Genomic DNA, 18,218 nt, shown 5'->3' on the forward strand with positions numbered 1-18,218 from the left:
TTAGCGTTGCAGCTGGTGGCGACGCTCGCCCTGCTGATGGGCGTTGCGGCGGTTGTCCTGACGGCGTTCTGCCAGTTGCTCGCGTTGTTCCGGGGTCAGGACGTGATAAAGCGCGTTGTCTCGTTGCACACGCAGCCGCGCCTCTTCGGCAACCGCATTGCCCAGTGCGTCGGTGGCGCGTTTGAGGGCATTGGCATCGAGTTTGTCGGTGCGGCTGAGTTCACGCAGCTCGCTGTGGGCCTGACGCAGCGCCTTGCGGCTTTCGTGCAGCGCCGGTTCTGCCTGGTGGCGGATATTGAACAACTGGTCACGCTGCGCTTCGCTCAGGTCCAGGCGTTCGAAACCGGGGCCAAAGCCAGGCCCAAACCCATGCGCGAAGCCTGGGCCATCCATGTCGCCATGGCGCATCATGCCAGGATGCGGATGGCTGCGCTCCTGCAGTTGCGGTGCCGCCGGGGCGTTGCTGGTGTTGGCAGGCTGTGCCAGGACGGGGGCAGCCAGGGCAGCCAGCAGGGCGCCGGCCACCAGTTGGCGGGACAGGACAGGGGTGGAAAATCCGATCATGATTGCGCTCCTTTGCAGATGGCAGCCGGTGGAAATTTCCGGCTTGCAAACAGATTAAAGGGGCAATGGGGGAGAAATATGGGTGTATTGGTCAGAAATTGTGGAGATCCCGGCAGCCGGTCGCGTCAGTCCAGTTCCAGTCGGTATCCCACGCCGTAGATCGACCGGATGATGTCGTCTTCCGGGCGAATGACCTGCAGCTTGCGGCGCAAATTCTTGATATGGCTATCGACCGTGCGGTCAGCGACGACACGATGATCGTTATAGAGCTGGCTGAGCAGTTGATCGCGCGAGAAGATGATGCCGGGAGCCGAAGCAAGCGTACGCAGCATGCGGAATTCCACGGGCGTCAAGGAGAGGGGCTGTCCATCCAGTGTGGCCAGGTAGCGATCGCTGTCGATATGCAGCGCTGCGCCCGGCTCTTCCGTGCCGGCCGGGGTGTTTTCTTCCGGGGGGCGTTGCGCGGCTTGCGCATAGGACAGGGTGCGGCGTAGCAGCGCTTTGACGCGGGCGATGACTTCCCGGGGGCTGAACGGTTTGCAGATGTAGTCGTCTGCGCCCAGTTCCAGGCCCAGCAGACGGTCGATTTCTTCCACTCTTGCTGTCAGCATGATGATGGGCACATGGCCCAGTTGCCGCAGTTCGCGGCAAATGTCCAGGCCGTCCCGTCCGGGCAGCATCAGATCCAGCAGAACCAGATCGGGTTGGTGTTGCTGGTAGGCGGGCAGCGCCTCATTGCCGTTGTTGACCCAGAGCGCCTGGAAGCCGGCGGCCGTCAGATAGTCTTGCAGCAGCTGGGCCAGTTTGGGTTCGTCCTCGACGATCAGAATGGTGCTCATGGCTGTGTCGTTTTCTGTGTGGGAATCGGGAAAATGGCGGTAATGCGCAAGCCGCCCAGCTCTGACGCCGAGGCGCTCAGGCGTCCATGGTGGGCCTGGACGATGCGTTCGCACAGGGCGAGCCCCAGGCCAGCGCCGCCACGGGATCGGTTGCGTGAGGATTCCACGCGATACAGGCGCTCGAAAAGACGGGGCAGCGCTTCTTCCGGGACACCCGGTGCGGAGTCCTCGACGATCAGGTGTATCTCTTGTTCCACCCTGTCCAGACGGATACGAACCAGGCCGCCGGCGTCGGTGTAGCGCACGGAGTTTTCCAGCAGGTTGTTCAGCAGCTGGGTCAAGCGCTGGGTATCGCCTTCGATGGCCGGTAACCCCGGGGGAGCCTGCAGTTCGGCGCGCAGCCCGGCCGACGCCAGGCGTTCGCCGAAAAAGGATAGTGCCGTGTCCGCCAGGCCGGCCAGATCGACCGGATGCATGCGGTAGCTCAGTGCGCCTAGATCGGCCAGGGAGAATTCATGCAGGTCGTCGATCAGCTTGTTCAGCATGGTGACTTCAGCGTGCATGGAGGCAATCGTGGCCGGGGTCAGCTGGCGCACGCCGTCCTGCACGGCCTCCAGCTCGCCGCGCAGGATGGCCAGCGGCGTGCGGATTTCATGGGATAGGTCTGCCATCATCTGGCGCCGCAGGTGTTCGTTCTTTTCCAGGGCCTGGGCCAGGCGGTTGAAATCGAGGGCCAGCTGGCCCAGTTCGTCGCGCGATGTCTGTTCGATGCGGATCGCATAGTCGCCGGCTGCCAGCCGGTGGGTGGCGCGGGCGATGCGCTGCACCGGGGCGAGGAAGCTGCGGGCCAGCAGCATGCTGACCACTGCGGCCAGCAGCAGCGACAGGCCGAGGATGGTCCAGGCGGTGCGGGTCTGCTCGCGCTGGAAGCGGTTGTCCGGGGCATCCGGGGTGTGGTCCGGCGGTTCCACGGCCAGCCAGCCGATCGTGCTGTCCTGGAGCCGGATGGGGTAGAGGGGGGTGCCGCTGGAGGGCACGCGCTCGCCGGCGACGAGCTGGCGGTTCTCATCCAGCAGGATCAGCGCCAGTGGCGGCATGGGCGGAGGGGGCATGGCTCCGCGCTCCTGGTGCGGCATCTGGTTACGCGAGGACGCGCGCTGCAGGCGCAGCCATAATGAATTGTTGCTGCGCAGGAAGTCCCAGTCTCCGTGATGCGCGTAGGCGGTGGTGAGGGCCTGCGTCAGCTCCTCCCGCTTGCGTTCTTCGCGCTGCTGGATGTAGCTGCGAAAGCCCGCGTCGAAGCTGTAGCGAATGGCCGCACCCAGGGCCAGCGTCACGACGATGCAGGTAGCGAACAGGGTCAGGAACAGTTTGAAGGTAATGCCGGATTGCAGTTTCATTGCTATGCCGCCAAAGCAGGCGCCGCCAGGGCAGATGGGGGTATTGTCACGCATCTGTGCGTAACTGGGCGTATCGCTGGCGCTGGCGGGCAGGATTCCATGGTTTCTTCATTTTTCGCCGGCTATCCTGGGCCGCAGGCTTGGGTGTGGCAAGGCGGCGGCATGGTGGTCCTGGGCGCGAAGGCAGAAAGCATCAGGCGGAAAAGCCGGAGACACGAAAAGGCCGGGGATCCGTCGTTTGAAAAAATATTGGCTAGTCTGGATACAAAACAAAAAATATCGTGCTAGAATTACGGTTTCACGGAGACGTGGCCGAGTGGTTGAAGGTACTCCCCTGCTAAGGGAGCATACGGCTTATACCCGTATCGAGGGTTCGAATCCCTCCGTCTCCGCCAGTTAGAACTAAGCCCTTGAGACATCAAGGGCTTTTTTCTGCCTGCTCGGTTTGCATGTCCGGATGGATGTCCGGGGCAGGGCATCCCGGCTGTGATGTCCGGGGTGGTACCGGCCAGCCTGGAGAAAATGCCAGGCAAAAATATGTAGAAAAATGGCTTGCAAATTAAATTTCAGGCATGCTATATTTCTGCTTCTGCATTTTTCACGCAGCCCTGGCAATCAGGGCAAAGCCTGCATAGTCAATCAATGTCTGTGCCAGCTTGCGGAGAAAACAGAATGCGCCCGTAGCTCAGTTGGATAGAGTACTTGGCTACGAACCAAGGGGTCGTGGGTTCGAATCCTGCCGGGCGCGCCAATTCAGAGGGGCTTACAGCAAGACTGTAAGCCCCTTTTTCATTCCTCCCCCCTTTTTTTCTCCCCATTTTCATTTGCTGCACCACCTGGCGCGCGAGGCTGGGGGGGAGCAGCCGGGACGAGTGGGCAGCTTGGGGCGGCTATACCGGAAATCGTTCGGAAAAGCACCCACCGCAGCAACTTCTGTGCGCTTTTCTGTCGCCTGCTTGCGATTCTCGTGCGTGCCCTCTCCCTATTTTGCGAAAAGCATGGTCAAATTCCTGTCATTTTTGGATGGCAGTTCAATCGACCACATCATCATGAACCGTTCAGGATGAGAACTGCTGTTAGCCGTCAGTCGGGCTGGTGTGCCTGCCTGGGGGCTTTGGGTGGCGAGTTGGAAACAGAATACTTCTCATGAGTGCATCTCCACTGCATGCCAAGCCCGTCGATGATACGGTGGGCTCCTGGCGCATCAGCGTGTTTTTTGCCGTACTTCTGGTCAGTATCACTGGCTATTTCATCTACTGGGCACTGGGCTTTACCAACTTCAACCAGCCCGTTCTATTGATCCTGGCGATCCTGTTCGGGATCTTCATGGCGTTCAATATCGGCGGCAATGATGTCGCCAATTCCTTTGGCACCAGTGTCGGGGCGCGCACCTTGACAGTTAAGCAGGCCTTGCTGATCGCAGCGGTCTTCGAGGTCAGTGGCGCGGTGCTGGCGGGCGGGGAGGTCACGGCGACTATCCGTGGCGGGATTGTCGATATGTCGGCCATGCATCTGGAGCCCCTGCAGCTGGTCTATATCATGATGTCGGCGCTTTGCGCCGCGGCGATATGGTTGCTGTACGCGTCCAAAAAAGGCTATCCAGTTTCTACGACCCACTCCATCGTGGGCGCGATTGTCGGCAGTTCCATTACCCTGGGCATCATGCTCAATGGCGGTGGCGCGGCGCTGGATCTGGTGCAGTGGGACAAGATCGGCACCATCGTGGCATCCTGGATTGTGTCGCCGCTGCTGGGCGGTGTGGTGGCCTATCTGCTCTATAAGCAGGTCAAGCACCATGTCCTGAACTACAACGAAACGGCGGATGCCCAGCTCCGGGAAAACCGTCGTGCTCGCCGGGACTATAAAAAGCAGCACAAAGAAGCGTTTGAGCGCTTGTCGGACCTCCAGAAAGCCTCCTATAGCCGCCTGCTGGAGCAGGATGCGCAGTTGATGGAGGACGGGGAGTACGAGCCCGAGCATTTGCAATCGGATTACTATCGCGGCCTGCATCAGTTCGAGCAGCGCAAGGAAGAAATCCGGGCATACCGCGCCCTGGAAAATGGCGTGCCGCTGATTGCCGCGCTGGGCGCCGTCGTTATTGCTTCCATGTTGTTGTTCAAGGGATTGAAGAACGCCAATCTGGGCTTGTCGTCGCTGCACATGTATGTGCTGATCGGCATGATCGGCGCCTTTGTCTGGATGGCGACGTTCATTTTTGCCAAGACCCTCAAGCGCAAGTCCCTGAGCAAATCCACCTTCATGATGTTCAGCTGGATGCAGCTGTTCACGGCGGCTGCGTTTGCCTTCAGTCATGGCTCCAACGATATCTCGAATGCCATTGGTCCGTTTGCAGCCATTTTGGATGTATTGCGTACCGGCGTGATTGGTGAGGCGGCGGCCATTCCGACGGAAGCCATGCTGACTTTTGGCGTGGCCTTGGTGGTGGGCCTGTGGTTCATCGGCAAGGAAGTGATCGCCACGGTAGGAACCAACCTGACCAAAATGCACCCGGCCTCGGGCTTTTCGGCCGAGCTGGCGGCGGCGGCAGTCGTCATGATGGCTTCGCTGATGGGCCTGCCCGTCTCCAGTACGCACATTCTGATCGGAGCCGTGCTGGGTATCGGCCTGGCCAATCGTCAGACCAACTGGGGCCTGATGAAGCCGATTGCGATGGCCTGGGTCATCACCTTGCCTGCAGCGGCGATTCTCAGCTCCATCATTTTCGTTATCCTGAACAGCGTATTCTGAACCTGGCAGGCCAGCTCTGGCCTGCTCCAGGCTCGCTGTCGCAAGCCGCCCGCATGTGTGCCATGCCGGCGGCTTTGTTGTTTGCAGTGGCTGACGGCGCGGGCACTGGCGGAATTTGTGATGCCGGCGTTGATTTTCTTTTTACCTCTTGTGCAGCAACGAAAAATCATGCTATATTTCTTTCTCTGCACTTGTTGCTCCGAATCGCTTCATCGAAGCAATGGATTTGGGATGAACAGCAAGACAGAATGCGCCCGTAGCTCAGTTGGATAGAGTACTTGGCTACGAACCAAGGGGTCGTGGGTTCGAATCCTGCCGGGCGCGCCAATTCAGAAGGGGCTTACAGCGAAAACTGTAAGCCCCTTTTTCTATTTCCGTTGCGCGGCCCGCTGTGCGGCGGCAAGCGCCACATCCATGGATGTATGCTTGTCGAGTCCGTTCATCGACTTTCACCGCCTTCCATCGCCTGATAGGCAGCGGGATGGCTGGGCTTGCGGCCCGACGCGATCCCGTGCCTGTGCGGACGGCTTAGCTGCCTGCCACCCCATGCCCGACCATCAGGGCCGGATTGACGATGGCATCGAACTGCGCTTCATCAATGAAACCGGACTTGAGGGCAGCCGCCTTGAGGGTGGTGCCTTCGTCGTTGGCCAGGTGTGCGATCTTCGAGGCCTTGTCATAGCCAATCACCGGGGACAGGGCCGTGACCAGCATCAGGGATTGATTCACCATGGCATCTATGCGCGGGCGATTCAGTTCCGTGCCTGAGACGGAATAGAGGCGGAATTTCTCACAGGCATCCCCCAGGATCTGGATGGAGTGCAGGGTATTGTTGATGATGATCGGGCGCATGGCATTCAATTCGAAGTTGCCCTGGCTGCCGGCGAAGGCCACGGCATTGTCTTCGCCGAGTACCTGAATGCAGACCATGACCATTGCTTCGCATTGCGTCGGGTTGACTTTGCCGGGCATGATGGAAGAGCCGGGTTCGTTGGCGGGCAGGATCAGTTCGCCCAGGCCACATCGCGGACCAGAGGCCAGCCAACGCATGTCGTTGGCAATTTTCATAAGCGCCACCGCCAGGCCCCGTACCGCAGCCATCGTTGCCACCATGGCGTCCAGCGAGCCCTGGGCGGCAAACTTGTTGGGGGCGGTGACAAAGGGTTTGCCGGTGATTTCCGCAATTTTTGCAGCGATTTCCTCGCTGAAGCCCTGGGGCGCGTTCAGGCCGGTGCCGACCGCTGTACCGCCGGCAGCCAGTTGGTACAGGCCGCTTTGGGAGCGTGCAATATTGGCGAGTGCATCGCGGATCTGCACGGCATAGCCCGACCATTCCTGGCCGACGGTCAAGGGCGTGGCATCCTGCAGATGCGTACGCCCGGTTTTGACGATGTCCATCCATTGCTCGGATTTTTTTTCGATTTCCTCGGCCAGCGCAGTGGCCTGGGGCAGCAGCACATCATCCAGTGCCGAGACTGCGGCAATGTGCATGGCAGTGGGAAAGCTGTCGTTGGAAGATTGCCCCATGTTCACATCGTCGTTGGGATGGACGGGAACCTTGCTGCCCAACTCTCCACCCAGCAGCTGTATCGCCCGGTTGGACAGCACTTCGTTGACGTTCATGTTGGACTGCGTCCCTGAGCCGGTTTGCCAGACGTAGAGAGGGAAGTGGTCGTCCAGTTTGCCTGTAATGGCTTCTTCAGCGGCTTGTACGATGGCCTGGGCCTTCCAGTCGGGCAACCGGCCTGCGGCGGCATTGACCAGTGCGGCCGCTTTTTTGACATATCCGTAGGCGTGATAAACCCGCTTGGGCATACGGTCGTTGCCAATAGAGAAATGCACCAGCGAGCGCTGGGTCTGCGCGCCCCAATAGCGATCGGCGGGGACATCTATACCGCCCATGGAGTCCGTTTCATGACGTACGCCAGTCGCATTGATACCAATGGGAATGTTCAGGATCTTTACGGGGGTGCTGGAGTGGGTCATATCGCCTCGGAGAATGGACTGTCAAATATATTTTTTGAATCAGCAATCATGCGGCGCAGCAATTCCTGCATTGGCCGCGATCTGCCTCTCGTAATATATAGGATGCCCATGAAGGCAATGGTGAAAAAATAAAAATTCGCCCGAATGATTGAAACCAGGTTTGATTTGCAACAAATAGGCGGGAATTCTTTTTCGGATTGAAAAAATAAGATCCTGCTGAAATTGATTGAATGGAATGAATTTATTGTTTTTGGGAAATGAAATGAAAATTCATTGCAAACCGGGCAGTTGGAAAACCGGCAGTACGGTTTGCACGCTGGGGGCAAGGCACCAGCGCTGGCTGGGCCTGGGGACAAGAGGGCAGGACCAGTGCTGGCTGGGCCGCCAGGGCTGAGGCAAGTCCCCCATCATGCTGACGCGGAAAGTTCTTGGGGCAGGCACTGGCGCGCCATGCCTGCCGCGTCGAGTTGAGGCAGCATTCCTGATGCTGCCGTACCCAAAACAATGCCGGAATTTTTTTCTGTAATGAAATCGTTCACGCGCAGAGGAAAATCCAGTCAGGCAGGCATTCCGCTGCGATGGAATGGGCGCAGCCTTCCCTGCATAAGCCATTTTTTTGCCCGCTGCGGGAACCGCATTGCAATTGGCCGGCGTGCGTCGCCATGTGGCCGGCAATGGCAGCCGATAGGCTGCGCTGGCAGTGAGATAGCGGCAATTTTATCTTTCCATTGCCAGCGCGATAGCAGCGGTACGGCACCCTGATGGGCCAAGGGAATGTGTCGGTTCAGGCGGTTTGCGGGGAGGCGGCGGACTGCGTAAGCGGTACGCGATGCAGCCGGATATCATCGAGTCCGCTCACGATGATCCGATCCTGTTGTGCAGGATCGGTTTGCGGCAGTTCCTGCAATCGGTGCATGCCCCGTGTTTCGCGGCGTTCGCTGGCGCTGCGGTAGATCCAGCGGGCGCCAGCCAGCATGGCGGCGGTTTCGCGTGCGTGGCGCGGGCTCTGATCACTGTTCGGGGCCAGGCTGGTGCTGGCCTGATCCCAGAGTGCGTCGAGCTTGTTCAAGGAATCCTGGATGCCGCCCAGGGTACGAAACACGTTTTTTTCTATGGGCAGGATTTCCGCCTGGACGCCTTGGCGGATGTTTGCACTGCGGGCCGTACCGGCCGCGCTCCGGGGGCGCAGGCCGATGCCGCCCAGGCCCCGCAAGGCCAGCTGCGGCGCCGGTGCAGGCTGAGCCGCCGCCACGGCCGCCTGGGCGGCCCACTTGGCCGAGACCAGGCACCAGGCGATGGCCGGGCCCGCGCCACTCATGGCTGCGCCGCATAAGTGGGTGCGTTCCGTGACATCACCAGCGGCATACAGCCCGGGCACGCTGGTGGCCGAGCGCTCATCGGTAGTCAGTCCGCCTGCGGCACGGATCAGCCCCTCATAACGCAGTTCCAGCGGGAAGCGTTCGGTGAAGGGATCCACGCCAATGGCACGGAAGTGCTCATAGATGCTGCTGACGGTTTTGGCGAAGGCCTTGAGATGCGGGTTGCCACGGTTCATGCTGGCATACGCGCCGCCGGTTTCCATGATGGCACGCCCGACGTCGGCGACGGATTCCCAGCCATTGGCAGGCAGTTCACGGCCATTGCCGTCATAGAACGTCGCGCTGCTATACCAGAAGCCTTTGGTGGTCGGGCTGCCTTGCGGGGAAATGCCATAGTGGCCGCTGAATTCCAGCCCCGAAAAGCTGGCGCCCGCTTCGGCGGCCATCAGGTGTCCGTCACCTGTGGTGCCCTCGGTGCCCATGGCGCCGGACAGAAAGGCGTTGCCGCCAGTCGCCAGAATCACGGCACCGGCGCGGACACTCCAGCTTTGGCCGGTCTGTGTGTTGTCGCCCGCAGCGCCCGCGACAGCGTCATCATTGGCCAGAAGCTCCAGGGCCGGGCTGTGATCGAGGATCTGTACGCCCGCCAGCAGCAATTGCTCGCGCAGGAACAGCAAGGCGTAGGGGCCCTGGAAAGCCAGCAGGCTGGGCGGGCTGCCGTCCAGCGTCGGCAGGCCATAGGCGGATTGAAAGCCCAATTCCTTCAGTTGCAGGCCGATGCGATAGCTTTCTTCATAGACGCGCTCAATGTAGGCGAGGTCATCCAGCCCGCAGGCGGCCGCATGGCGCGAATGGATCAGTTTGTCGTTGTAGGCGGTTTCGCCGGGACGGGTGTAGCAGGCGCTGCCGCTGGCCTTGGCGACGACGCCGGCTTCACCGACGACACCCTTTTCTGCCAGGATGACGCTGGCGCCTGCACGCCGGGCGCTCAGGGCGGCCCAGCAGCCGGCCACGCTGCCGCCGATCACGAGAATGTCGGCACGGTATTCATGGCTGTGAGAACCGGGCTGGATGAGATTACTGCTGGGGTATGAGGCCATGGAATTCAACGAAAACAGAAGTTCTATCGGAAAAGAAGCGCGGCAGACATCGCAGCCTGCACCAGGTCTTTCGGCGCCGCCTTGGCTGCACCACTCGTCGCGCCTGGAGCGCGAGGAGTGGTGCAAGATGAGTGGCGCAAGGTGGGCAGCGAAGATCGGTGGTGGGGCGCCTCAGTGTTTTTGCAGCACGCGTTCAAGCACGGTTTCGCGCAGCCCGACAAAAGTCGGGGTACTGCGGATGCGCGGGCGGGGCAGGGGGACTGCCAGATCCAGCGCGACCTGTCCGCCATCCATCAGGACAACGCGATCCCCCAGCGCGACAGCCTCTTCGACTTCGTGGGTCACCAGCAGCACCGTGAAAGCATGGGTCTGCCAGATCTTCTCGACCAATGCCTGCATTTCCAGCCGGGTCAGCGCATCCAGGGCGCCCAGCGGCTCGTCCAGCAGCAACAGGCGCGGGCGATGAATCAAGGCACGCGCCAGCGCGACCCGTTGACGCTGGCCGCCTGATAGCTGGGCGGGCCATTTGCCCGCATGTTCCGCCAGCCCGACTTCCTGCAGCGCCGCTCGGGCACGCGGACGCCAATCGCCACGCAGCCCCAGACCGATGTTGTCGAGCACCGACAACCAGGGCAACAGGCGCGAGTCCTGGAACATCATGCGGATATCCTTGGCGTGGCTGCGCAAGGGTGTACCGTTGGCATGCAACTGGCCGTCTTCACAGGTTTCCAGGCTGGCCAGGGCGCGCAGCAGCGTCGATTTACCGCAGCCCGAGCGGCCGACAATGGCCAGGAACTGGCCGGCCTGGACATCCAGGTCCAATTGCCGGATGACCGGCTGCGAGCCAAAGGATTTTTCCAGGCCGCGCAGGGATAGTGCGAGCCCGGTATCGGCTTGCGATGCTTGCCGCGTCTGGCGGGGGCTTTGGTTGGCAGTCTTGCGGCCGGAACTGGCCGGCAGCGGCTGGGACGCCGGAAGAGCGCCGGCATTGGCCAAAGAATTGGCGCTGGCGGAATTCGGCAGCAGACGGCGCCAGAGGGAAGGAAAGAAGGTGGATGGGCTGCTCATGGCCGGGCCTCTGCCATTTGGTAGGAGGGATGCCATTTCAGCCAGCGCCGCTCCAGCAGGCGAGCCGCCCAATCGGAACTTTTGCCCAGCAAGGCATAGATGATGATGGATAGCACGACGATATCGGTCTGCAGGAATTCGCGCGCCGTCATGGCCAGGTAGCCGACCCCCGATTTGGCCGAGATGGTTTCGGCAACGATCAGCACGATCCAGGAGACGCCCAGGGCGTAGCGCACTCCGACCAGGATGGAGGGCACCGCACCTGGCAATACGACATAGCGCAGCAGGCGCCAGCCGCTCAGGCCGTAGTTGCGAGCCATCTCGATCAGGCCGCTGTCCAGCGAGCGGATGCCGTGATAGGTGTTCAGATAGACCGGAAACAGGGCGGCGAATGTAATCAGGAAAATGCGGGTGGTTTCGTCGATGCCGAACCACATAATGGCCAAGGGCACCAGCGCCAGCGAGGGAATGTTGCGCAGCATCTGCAGCGTGGTATCGAGCAGGCGTTCGCCCGTGCGGGACAGGCCGGTCAGCAAACCGAGCGCCAGCCCCAGTGCCGTGCCGAGGGCGAAGCCGGCGGCAGCACGCACAAAGCTGACGCCGATGTGATGCCAGAGTTCGCCGCTGGCCAGCAGGCGCAGGAAGGTTTGCAGCACTTCCAGCGGCGGCGGAAAGAGCCGGGCGGAGACCAGGCCGCGCGTCGAGGCGTAGTGCCAGACGACGATAGTGAACAGCGGGATCAGCCAAGGCATGAGCTGCCACCACACCGCGCGCAGCGATGTGGTGGCCGGATGGGATGAACGGTTTGCCCGGCTCACTTCGTGCCTTCCGTCGCGGCAGGTTCATGCCATTGCCAATCGGCAATGGAGAAGTCTTCCTTAGCCAGTCCGTTGGACAGCAGGAACGCTTTGGTGCCTTCCAGCAAATCCAGCCCTTGCTGCGGATAAGCGTCGATGTTGAAGGAGCTGACAGGCCAGGATTCGCGCACCACCGGTTCGCTGAATGCCGTCGTCGTCAGGTAATGGGTGTAATAGGCATCGGGGTTGGCGTGCAGATCTCGGGCGCCTTGCTCGCGTGCCTGATCGAAGGCCGCGGCAAAGCCAGGATGTGCCTTCAGGAAGCTTTCACTGGCAACAATGACTGAGTTGCCTTCCAGACCGTGCTGGCTGGCCTGGTCGATGACTTTCAGCCCCAGCGCCTTGAGCTGCGGGCCCAGGCCGGTCGGTGCGGTGTAGGCCGCGATATCTCCCCGTTCTAATGCGGGCTGGGCATCACGCGGGAACAGATGCACCTCTTCGACATCCTTGACGATGCCCTGGTCTTTCAGGCCGGCGAAATAACGGTGCAGATACGAGCCGCGCGGCAACCCGACGCGTTGGCCGGCAAGCTCGGCCGGGCTGTTGACGCCGTTGGCCGGCACCACCAGCCAGGCATCACTGGCGATGGTGTTGAAACCCAGCAGGCGTGTCGCGCCGCCGCTGGAGCGGGCGAAGAGCGCGGGGGTATCGCCGTAGATGCCGACATCCAGCTTGCCGCTCAACAGGGCTTCATTCAGATCGGGGCCATTGGGGAAAATATGCTGGCTGATCTGTGTGAATCCCAGCGGCTTGAGCGCGTTGGCCAGCAGGCCTTGCTCCAGCGCCCAACCCACGGGACCGCCTATGCTTTGCCCCGGTCCGATATAGCCAAGGCGCAAGGTGTAGTTGCCCGCTACTGGCGTAGCCGCAGGGCTTGAGCTATCGGTGGCAGGCGTGCTGCTGGCCGTATTGGTCGAACCGGACGCCGGGGCGCTGGCAGCGCTGCCAGCGCCTGTCGTTGCGGCGGGCGGCTGATTGTTATTGTCGCAGGCAGCCAGGGAGCTTGCGAGCAGCAAGCCGGCAAACAGGCGCAGGCCGGTACGGGCCCAGGCTTTCGGCAAAGGCAGCAGGGAAGGGGAAAAGGCAGTCTGCGGGAGAGTGTTCAGTGTCATGGCGGATGAGTTCACGATATGCGCAGCGCACCATCGTGTGGGCTGCGCAGGCAGGCAGGACGGCGTATGCGGGCGAGCGGGGCCGGGTGTGCGGATGCCGCCTGTCCCTGCCCTGCCATGCATGGCGTACTCCTGTTGCCAGTCCGTGAATTCTAGAAATGCCGCGCCAGCGGATGAACGACGGATTATTTATTTGCTAATGGTGTCTGGAAGCAAATGCTGATGTTGTAAAAAAATGCCGGCCCTGTTTGTACAGGGCCGGCATGGATTGCATGCTGTGCCAGGCTACCGTCGCAGCCTGGGTGGCATCAGCGGCGTTGGGCCGAGAGCGTGTAGCGGCGGTCGCGGTCGCTATCGCCCAGCGTGCGGGCCTGTACCTCGTAGGTGCCGGGCGCCAGTTCAGTGATGATCTGGGCATCCATGTTACCGGCGCTGTCATCGTCCTCGGCCAGCGTCGAGCCGTCTTGCATCAGGGTCAGATAGCTGTCCGAATCCGGTGCGCGCATGGTGATGATGTAGTTGCCGGGCTGGGTGATTTCCAGGGTATAGATGTCCGCTTCGTTGTTGCCGATCAGGAGCGCAGGACGCGGTTCGCCTACCTTCAGGACGCCGCCGCCGGCGTTTTCCGGCACGGGCTGTGTTTTGACAGCCAGCGTATAGGGGCCGCTTTGCCCGCCGCCATTGAGATTGACGTGATAGGTGCCGGCTTGCAAGACGCTGCGGATGCGGTTGCGCTGGCCGCTGCTGCTGCCGCGCGTGTTGCCATTGTTGGCGGTGAGTTCCACATCAGGCTGGAAACCGTCGGCATTCAGGTCAACCGTGACCAGGGCGGGCTGGTTCAGGCGGAAGGAATACGATTGCGCGTCGCCGGTGTAAACGCCTGTGGCTGCCGGTGCATTGAGTTGCAGCGTGGCATTCGGTTCCAGCAGTTCACCAGCGGGCAGGGCCACGCGTTCGACGTCGATGGTGAAGCCGCCCTGGAAGTTTTCCGTGTCCATGGCGGAGTCGGCCACAATGACGTAGTTGCCGGCTTTCAGCGCGACTTGCAGGCGGGCATCGAAATTGCCGCCGCTGTCGTCATCGCTGAACAGATCCACGCCCGAGCCATCACGCAGCACGAGGTAGGGATCCAGTCCTTGCTGGGAGGCGCGCATGTCGATGCGGTAGATGCCGTCCTCGGCGATATTCAGGCGGTACTCCAGCACTTTGCCGGTACCCCAGTCCGCGATGCTCTTGCCGGCGGTGATGGGCTCGCCGGAGTACGGTTCCAATTTTTCCACTTCGACCTGGAAGGGGCCGTAGGCGCTGGCGTCCATGCCGCTGATGGCAATGTCATAGGTACCGGCAGCCTCGGTCTTGAAGCCCAGTACCGTTTTTGCATTGCGGTTCGTGCCGGAGCAGTCGTCGCAAGGGTTGCTCAGGCGCGACACCATGACGCCGTCGCGCAACACGCTGATTTGCGGACGCAGCGAGCCGGTCACGACGATGCGGAACAGTTGGCCTTTGTCGGCTTCCAGCTTGAACAGCGCGCTGCGCACGCCATCGCTGTAGTTCAGCAGGCTTTTGCTGGACAGCTCACCCGAGATTTGCTTGCCTACCGTTAGCGGCACAACAGTCGGCTGCTGGGATTGGTGTTGCTGGAAGTAGAAAAAGACGGCGGAACCCGCGACGATCGCACCGGCGATCGCTGCAAGCGGAGTGGAGAGTTTCATAGATCCTCGTAGGGAGTAGTTCAGGCCAGGCACATCCGTGGCGCGTTTGGCAAGTCGGCCGTTTGCCAGGAGTCAAGGGCAAGGCCGGACCACGCAGCGAGTGCCAGGCAAGCGCGATTTTAGAAGGCCTTGCTGGAATGTGCAGCAGGCGCGCAGGGGGGGCGATGGTATCAGAATGCTACAGCTGCTTTGGGCTGCCATGATGAGGATTCCGGCGGAACTGGCGGGATTCCAGGGCCTCTGGCAGGGCGTGCTGGTGCGGGTTTGCCTGCCTGTGTTGCAAACGCATGCATAAGCTGTGCCGGTATCGGGTGGAGCTCGGGCAGATCAGGCGTGCCGATGGCCGGAAGGCTGGGGGAGACGGTGGCGCTTTGCGCCGCCGGAGATCACGCCTTATGTGTGAAGATGTAAGGCTGTCTGGCAGTCACAGAGCAGCCGTGGCAAGGTACGGCGATATAGTCTCTTTCTAACCTTTTTCGTTTTCAATGGATTTTTGGGCTGACAGCTATGAAAGTTTCTACGCGTCTTTTGTTTCCCTGGCTGACGATGGCGGGTGCCTTCACCCTGGCAGCATGCCAGGGCACGGTGCCGTTGCAGCCGGAAACCTCGCCGGCCGCAGCGGCGCAGCAGACCCAGCAGGCTGCGTCAACGCAAGCCGTGGAGCAATCCGCCGTTCAAGCTGCCCCGGCGATACGCTTTTTCCTGGCGCAGTCCCGTCCTGCGGATGATTTGCTGCAGATTCAGCTGGATCCGCAAACCAGCGTGTATGCTTTGCCCCAGCCGGTTTTTACGCAAGCGGACATGAAGCAGGTCGTGCCTTTGAAGAGCCAGCAGGGGCAGGTGTTCCTGCGTTTCGATTTCAATGAGCGCGGCGCGGAAAAGCTGGAAGCGATCAGCCAGCAGGCAGCGGGCAACTATCTGGTATTGACGATCAATGATCGGGTGGTTGCCATTCCCCAGGTTGCCAGCGCCTACGAAAAGCCTGCCGTACATGTGCCGATGCGCAGCGCCGAAGATGCGCAAGCGGTCGTGAACCTGTTGCGTCAAGGGGGGCAGTGATCCGGGCCTGGTGCCGTATTGTGCCAGGGTGTCATAGGGCAGGGCTGGCGGGGCTGAGCAACGGGCCGCCTGCACAGGTTTGAAGAGAGGGGCATATTCCCATGCATGGTGAGTACAAGGTTCACGGCGGTAAATTGGTAGTGGTGGATCTGGAGGTGGACAGCGGACTGCTGCGCAATGTCAGTGTGGCGGGCGACTTCTTTCTGGAGCCGCCGGAAGCGCTGGATGACATTCGCCAGGCGCTGAACGGCTTGCCGGCTGGGGCGTCCGCTGAGGAACTGGCCGCAGCCATACGCCGTGGGTTGCGGCCGGATGCTGCGTTGATCGGCTTCAGTCCGGAAGCGGTTGCCATTGCCGTGCGGCGGGCCTTGGGCGTAGAGCGCAGCTGGCGTGATTATGAATGGCAGCTGGTGGAAACCGCCCCCATGGCGCCCGCCATGCATCTGGCGCTCGACGAGGTATTGGGGCAGGCGGTGGCTTCCGGCCAGCGTGCGCCGACCCTGCGCTTCTGGGAGTGGAGCCGTCTGGCCATCATCATCGGCTGCTTCCAGTCCCTGAAAAACGAAGTGGATATTGATGCTGCACGCGAGTTGGGCGTCGATGTGGTGCGCCGTATCACAGGAGGGGGCGCCATGTTCGTGGAGCCCGGCTCGGCGATTACCTACTCGTTGTATGCGCCGGGTGAGCTGGTACGGGGCATGAGTTTTGCGGAGTCCTACGCCTTCCTGGACGATTGGGTGCTCAAGGCACTCAATGAGCTGGGGATCGCGGCGTTCTACAAGCCGCTCAACGATATCACCAGTCCGCAGGGCAAGATCGGCGGCGCCGCACAGAAGCGCTTTGCCAATGGCGCGGTGCTGCATCATGTCACCATGGCGTATGACATGGATGCCAACAAAATGCTGCAGGTCTTGCGTATCGGGCGTGAAAAGCTCAGCGATAAGGGAACGGCCAGCGCCGCCAAGCGCGTCGATCCCTTGCGCAGCCAGACCGGCCTGCCGCGTGAGCAGATTGTGGCGCGCATGAAGGCGACGTTTGCCGCGCTGAATGGCGGCACCCAGGGGCAGATTACGCCGGAAGAGTACGCGGCGGCCGAGACGCTGGCGCAGGGCAAGTTCAGCAGCGCCAGCTGGCTGAATCACCTGCCCTGAGCGGTGGCGGCCTGGTCGATGCCGCGCTGGGGCAGGCCGTTAACCGAGGCTCTTGCCTGCGTTGATCAGGCCCAGCCCGGCGACAGCATCCTCGCAGGCTTGCAGCAGCGCTTGCAACGGGGGCGAAATCCGCGTGCCGGCGCGTATGGTCAGCCCGATTTTGCGTTGCGTGCCCGGTGTGGCAACCGGCACGATGCAAAGGTTGCCCTGCAAGGCCTCCTGCTTGGCCTGGCCGCGTGACGCGATGGCCAGGTGGCCGGTTTGCTGGATCAGGGCTTGCGTCATCAGCGGGCTGTTGGCATAGAGCCGTCCGGACGGCGGCGTCAGGCCGCGGGCGGCAAAAATATGGCGTAAGAGATGATCGGCCGGTGTGCCGGGCAGGGGGGTGACCCAGCGCCATTGCGTCAGGTCCTGCAGTTGTAGCTTGTCTTGCCTCAGGCAAGGGTGGTCGGGGGCTGCAACGATCACCAGGTCGTCATCGAACAGCGGCCATTGATGGATATCCGGGCCTGGCGGTTCGCGGCGCAATGCGCCAGCGATCAGGTCGATATCGGCGCTGCGCAGGCGTTGCAGCAGATCCTCGTAGGTGCCGTCGATAATGCCGACACGCACGGCTGTGTGCGCTTGCATCAGCGTTTTCAGGGCTTGGGGCAGGAAGATGGGGACGGAAAGCGGCAGAATGCCGATCACGATCTTGCCATCGGTTTTCCCGTGCCAGGCGGACAGCTCGCTTTCCAGTCCACGGAGTTCCGCCAATGCCTGCTTGACACGCAGCAGCAGCGCGGCGCCCGGAGGCGTCAGCCAGGTGCCGGTGGGCAGCTTGTAAAACAATCGGATGGACAGCAGGCGTTCCAGACCCTGCAGCGAGGTGTGCACGGCGGGTTGGGAAATGCCCAGCGCCTGGGCGGCGCGGGATTCACTGCCGTTGGCGGCAACGCTCAGCAAGGCTTGGATCTGACTGGCGGTGATCCCGCGCGCGAAGCGTTCGGCGGTGCTGTCGTTGCTGCGTTTGGCGGAGTCGCTGGCCAGGGCGTCGCGCGCGCCAGTCTGCAGGCAGTTGAGCAGCGCCGAGGTTCGCGCTGCCATTTGCCGGCCGGTGTCAGTCGGCACCATGCCACGCGCCGTGCGCAGAAACAGTGCCAGTCCGCAATGTTGCTCCAGCTGCTGAATGGCTCGGGTAATGGCTGGTTGAGAGATATGGCAGGCTTGCGCTGCGGCAAAAGTCGTGCCGTGTTGTACGACCGCCTGCATGGCGCGCAATGCCCGTAAATAGGCGAGCAACGCGGGGGCCTGGGGCTGGGCG

The 18,218-nt window shown here is 61.6% G+C and carries 14 protein-coding genes and 3 tRNA genes; 6 read left to right on the forward strand and 11 right to left on the reverse strand.

Features of this window, described 5'->3' with window-relative positions; all coding sequences use genetic code 11:
• The 3 genes from ACNA1V_RS14410 to baeS all read right to left on the reverse strand — a co-directional run bounded on the left by ACNA1V_RS14410 (position 1) and on the right by baeS (position 2,803).
• On the reverse strand, positions 1–564 hold the full coding sequence (locus tag ACNA1V_RS14410; RefSeq protein ID WP_415834297.1) for a Spy/CpxP family protein refolding chaperone: 564 nt from the start codon (positions 562–564) through the stop codon (positions 1–3).
• 125 nt (positions 565–689) lie between these two features.
• Entirely contained in the window at positions 690–1,403 is a 714-nt protein-coding gene (locus ACNA1V_RS14415) for a response regulator (protein WP_415834298.1), read from the reverse strand.
• Positions 1,400–2,803, reverse strand: coding sequence for a sensor histidine kinase efflux regulator BaeS (baeS, locus tag ACNA1V_RS14420; RefSeq protein WP_415834299.1), 1,404 nt, complete (start codon positions 2,801–2,803; stop codon positions 1,400–1,402). Before baeS ends, ACNA1V_RS14415 begins: the two co-directional genes overlap by 4 nt.
• Before the next feature lie 302 nt (positions 2,804–3,105).
• Here baeS and ACNA1V_RS14425 point away from each other — a divergent pair.
• The 4 genes from ACNA1V_RS14425 (at position 3,106) to ACNA1V_RS14440 (ending at position 5,878) form a co-directional block, all read left to right on the forward strand.
• A tRNA-Ser gene (locus ACNA1V_RS14425) sits at positions 3,106–3,198 on the forward strand.
• 279 nt (positions 3,199–3,477) lie between these two features.
• Positions 3,478–3,554: transfer RNA gene (locus ACNA1V_RS14430), tRNA-Arg, on the forward strand.
• A gap of 395 nt (positions 3,555–3,949) precedes the next feature.
• Positions 3,950–5,551 carry an inorganic phosphate transporter gene (locus ACNA1V_RS14435; RefSeq protein ID WP_415834300.1) on the forward strand — a complete coding sequence of 534 codons (1,602 nt, stop codon included), beginning with the start codon at positions 3,950–3,952 and terminating at the stop codon, positions 5,549–5,551.
• A 250-nt stretch (positions 5,552–5,801) separates the two neighbouring features.
• Positions 5,802–5,878, forward strand: a tRNA-Arg gene (locus ACNA1V_RS14440).
• 201 nt (positions 5,879–6,079) lie between these two features.
• Here the strand turns inward: ACNA1V_RS14440 and fumC are convergent.
• The 7 genes from fumC to ACNA1V_RS14475 form a co-directional block, all read right to left on the reverse strand.
• A complete protein-coding gene (gene fumC, locus ACNA1V_RS14445; protein ID WP_415834301.1) occupies positions 6,080–7,537 on the reverse strand; it encodes a class II fumarate hydratase in 1,458 nt (485 codons plus the stop codon).
• A gap of 407 nt (positions 7,538–7,944) precedes the next feature.
• The gene (locus tag ACNA1V_RS14450; protein WP_415834302.1) at positions 7,945–8,076 is read right to left on the reverse strand and encodes a hypothetical protein; all 132 of its coding nucleotides are present in this window, start codon (positions 8,074–8,076) and stop codon (positions 7,945–7,947) included.
• Positions 8,077–8,321: 245 nt separating this feature from the next.
• Positions 8,322–9,956 carry an FAD-binding protein gene (locus tag ACNA1V_RS14455; RefSeq protein WP_415834303.1) on the reverse strand — a complete coding sequence of 545 codons (1,635 nt, stop codon included), beginning with the start codon at positions 9,954–9,956 and terminating at the stop codon, positions 8,322–8,324.
• A gap of 171 nt (positions 9,957–10,127) precedes the next feature.
• Complete coding sequence (locus ACNA1V_RS14460) at positions 10,128–11,024, reverse strand: ATP-binding cassette domain-containing protein (protein WP_415834304.1); 897 nt, start codon at positions 11,022–11,024, stop codon at positions 10,128–10,130.
• On the reverse strand, positions 11,021–11,800 hold the full coding sequence (gene ssuC / locus ACNA1V_RS14465; protein WP_415834310.1) for an aliphatic sulfonate ABC transporter permease SsuC: 780 nt from the start codon (positions 11,798–11,800) through the stop codon (positions 11,021–11,023). Before ssuC ends, ACNA1V_RS14460 begins: the two co-directional genes overlap by 4 nt.
• A gap of 38 nt (positions 11,801–11,838) precedes the next feature.
• A complete protein-coding gene (locus ACNA1V_RS14470; protein WP_415834305.1) occupies positions 11,839–12,993 on the reverse strand; it encodes an ABC transporter substrate-binding protein in 1,155 nt (384 codons plus the stop codon).
• A 308-nt stretch (positions 12,994–13,301) separates the two neighbouring features.
• Positions 13,302–14,705 (reverse strand): hypothetical protein, encoded by a 1,404-nt coding sequence (locus ACNA1V_RS14475; RefSeq protein ID WP_415834306.1) that lies wholly within the window; start codon positions 14,703–14,705, stop codon positions 13,302–13,304.
• Positions 14,706–15,212: 507 nt separating this feature from the next.
• Between ACNA1V_RS14475 and ACNA1V_RS14480 the strand changes: the two genes are divergently transcribed.
• Complete coding sequence (locus ACNA1V_RS14480; RefSeq protein WP_415834307.1) at positions 15,213–15,764, forward strand: SecDF P1 head subdomain-containing protein; 552 nt, start codon at positions 15,213–15,215, stop codon at positions 15,762–15,764.
• Between the two features lie 425 nt (positions 15,765–16,189).
• A complete protein-coding gene (locus tag ACNA1V_RS14485) occupies positions 16,190–16,915 on the forward strand; it encodes a lipoate--protein ligase family protein (RefSeq protein ID WP_415834311.1) in 726 nt (241 codons plus the stop codon).
• A 39-nt stretch (positions 16,916–16,954) separates the two neighbouring features.
• Here the strand turns inward: ACNA1V_RS14485 and ACNA1V_RS14490 are convergent, their stop codons facing one another.
• A complete protein-coding gene (locus ACNA1V_RS14490; RefSeq protein ID WP_415834312.1) occupies positions 16,955–18,196 on the reverse strand; it encodes a LysR family transcriptional regulator in 1,242 nt (413 codons plus the stop codon).
• Positions 18,197–18,218 lie beyond the last annotated feature (22 nt).

It is taken from the genome of Kerstersia similis, assembly GCF_965139615.1.
GTDB lineage: Bacteria > Pseudomonadota > Gammaproteobacteria > Burkholderiales > Burkholderiaceae_B > Kerstersia > Kerstersia similis.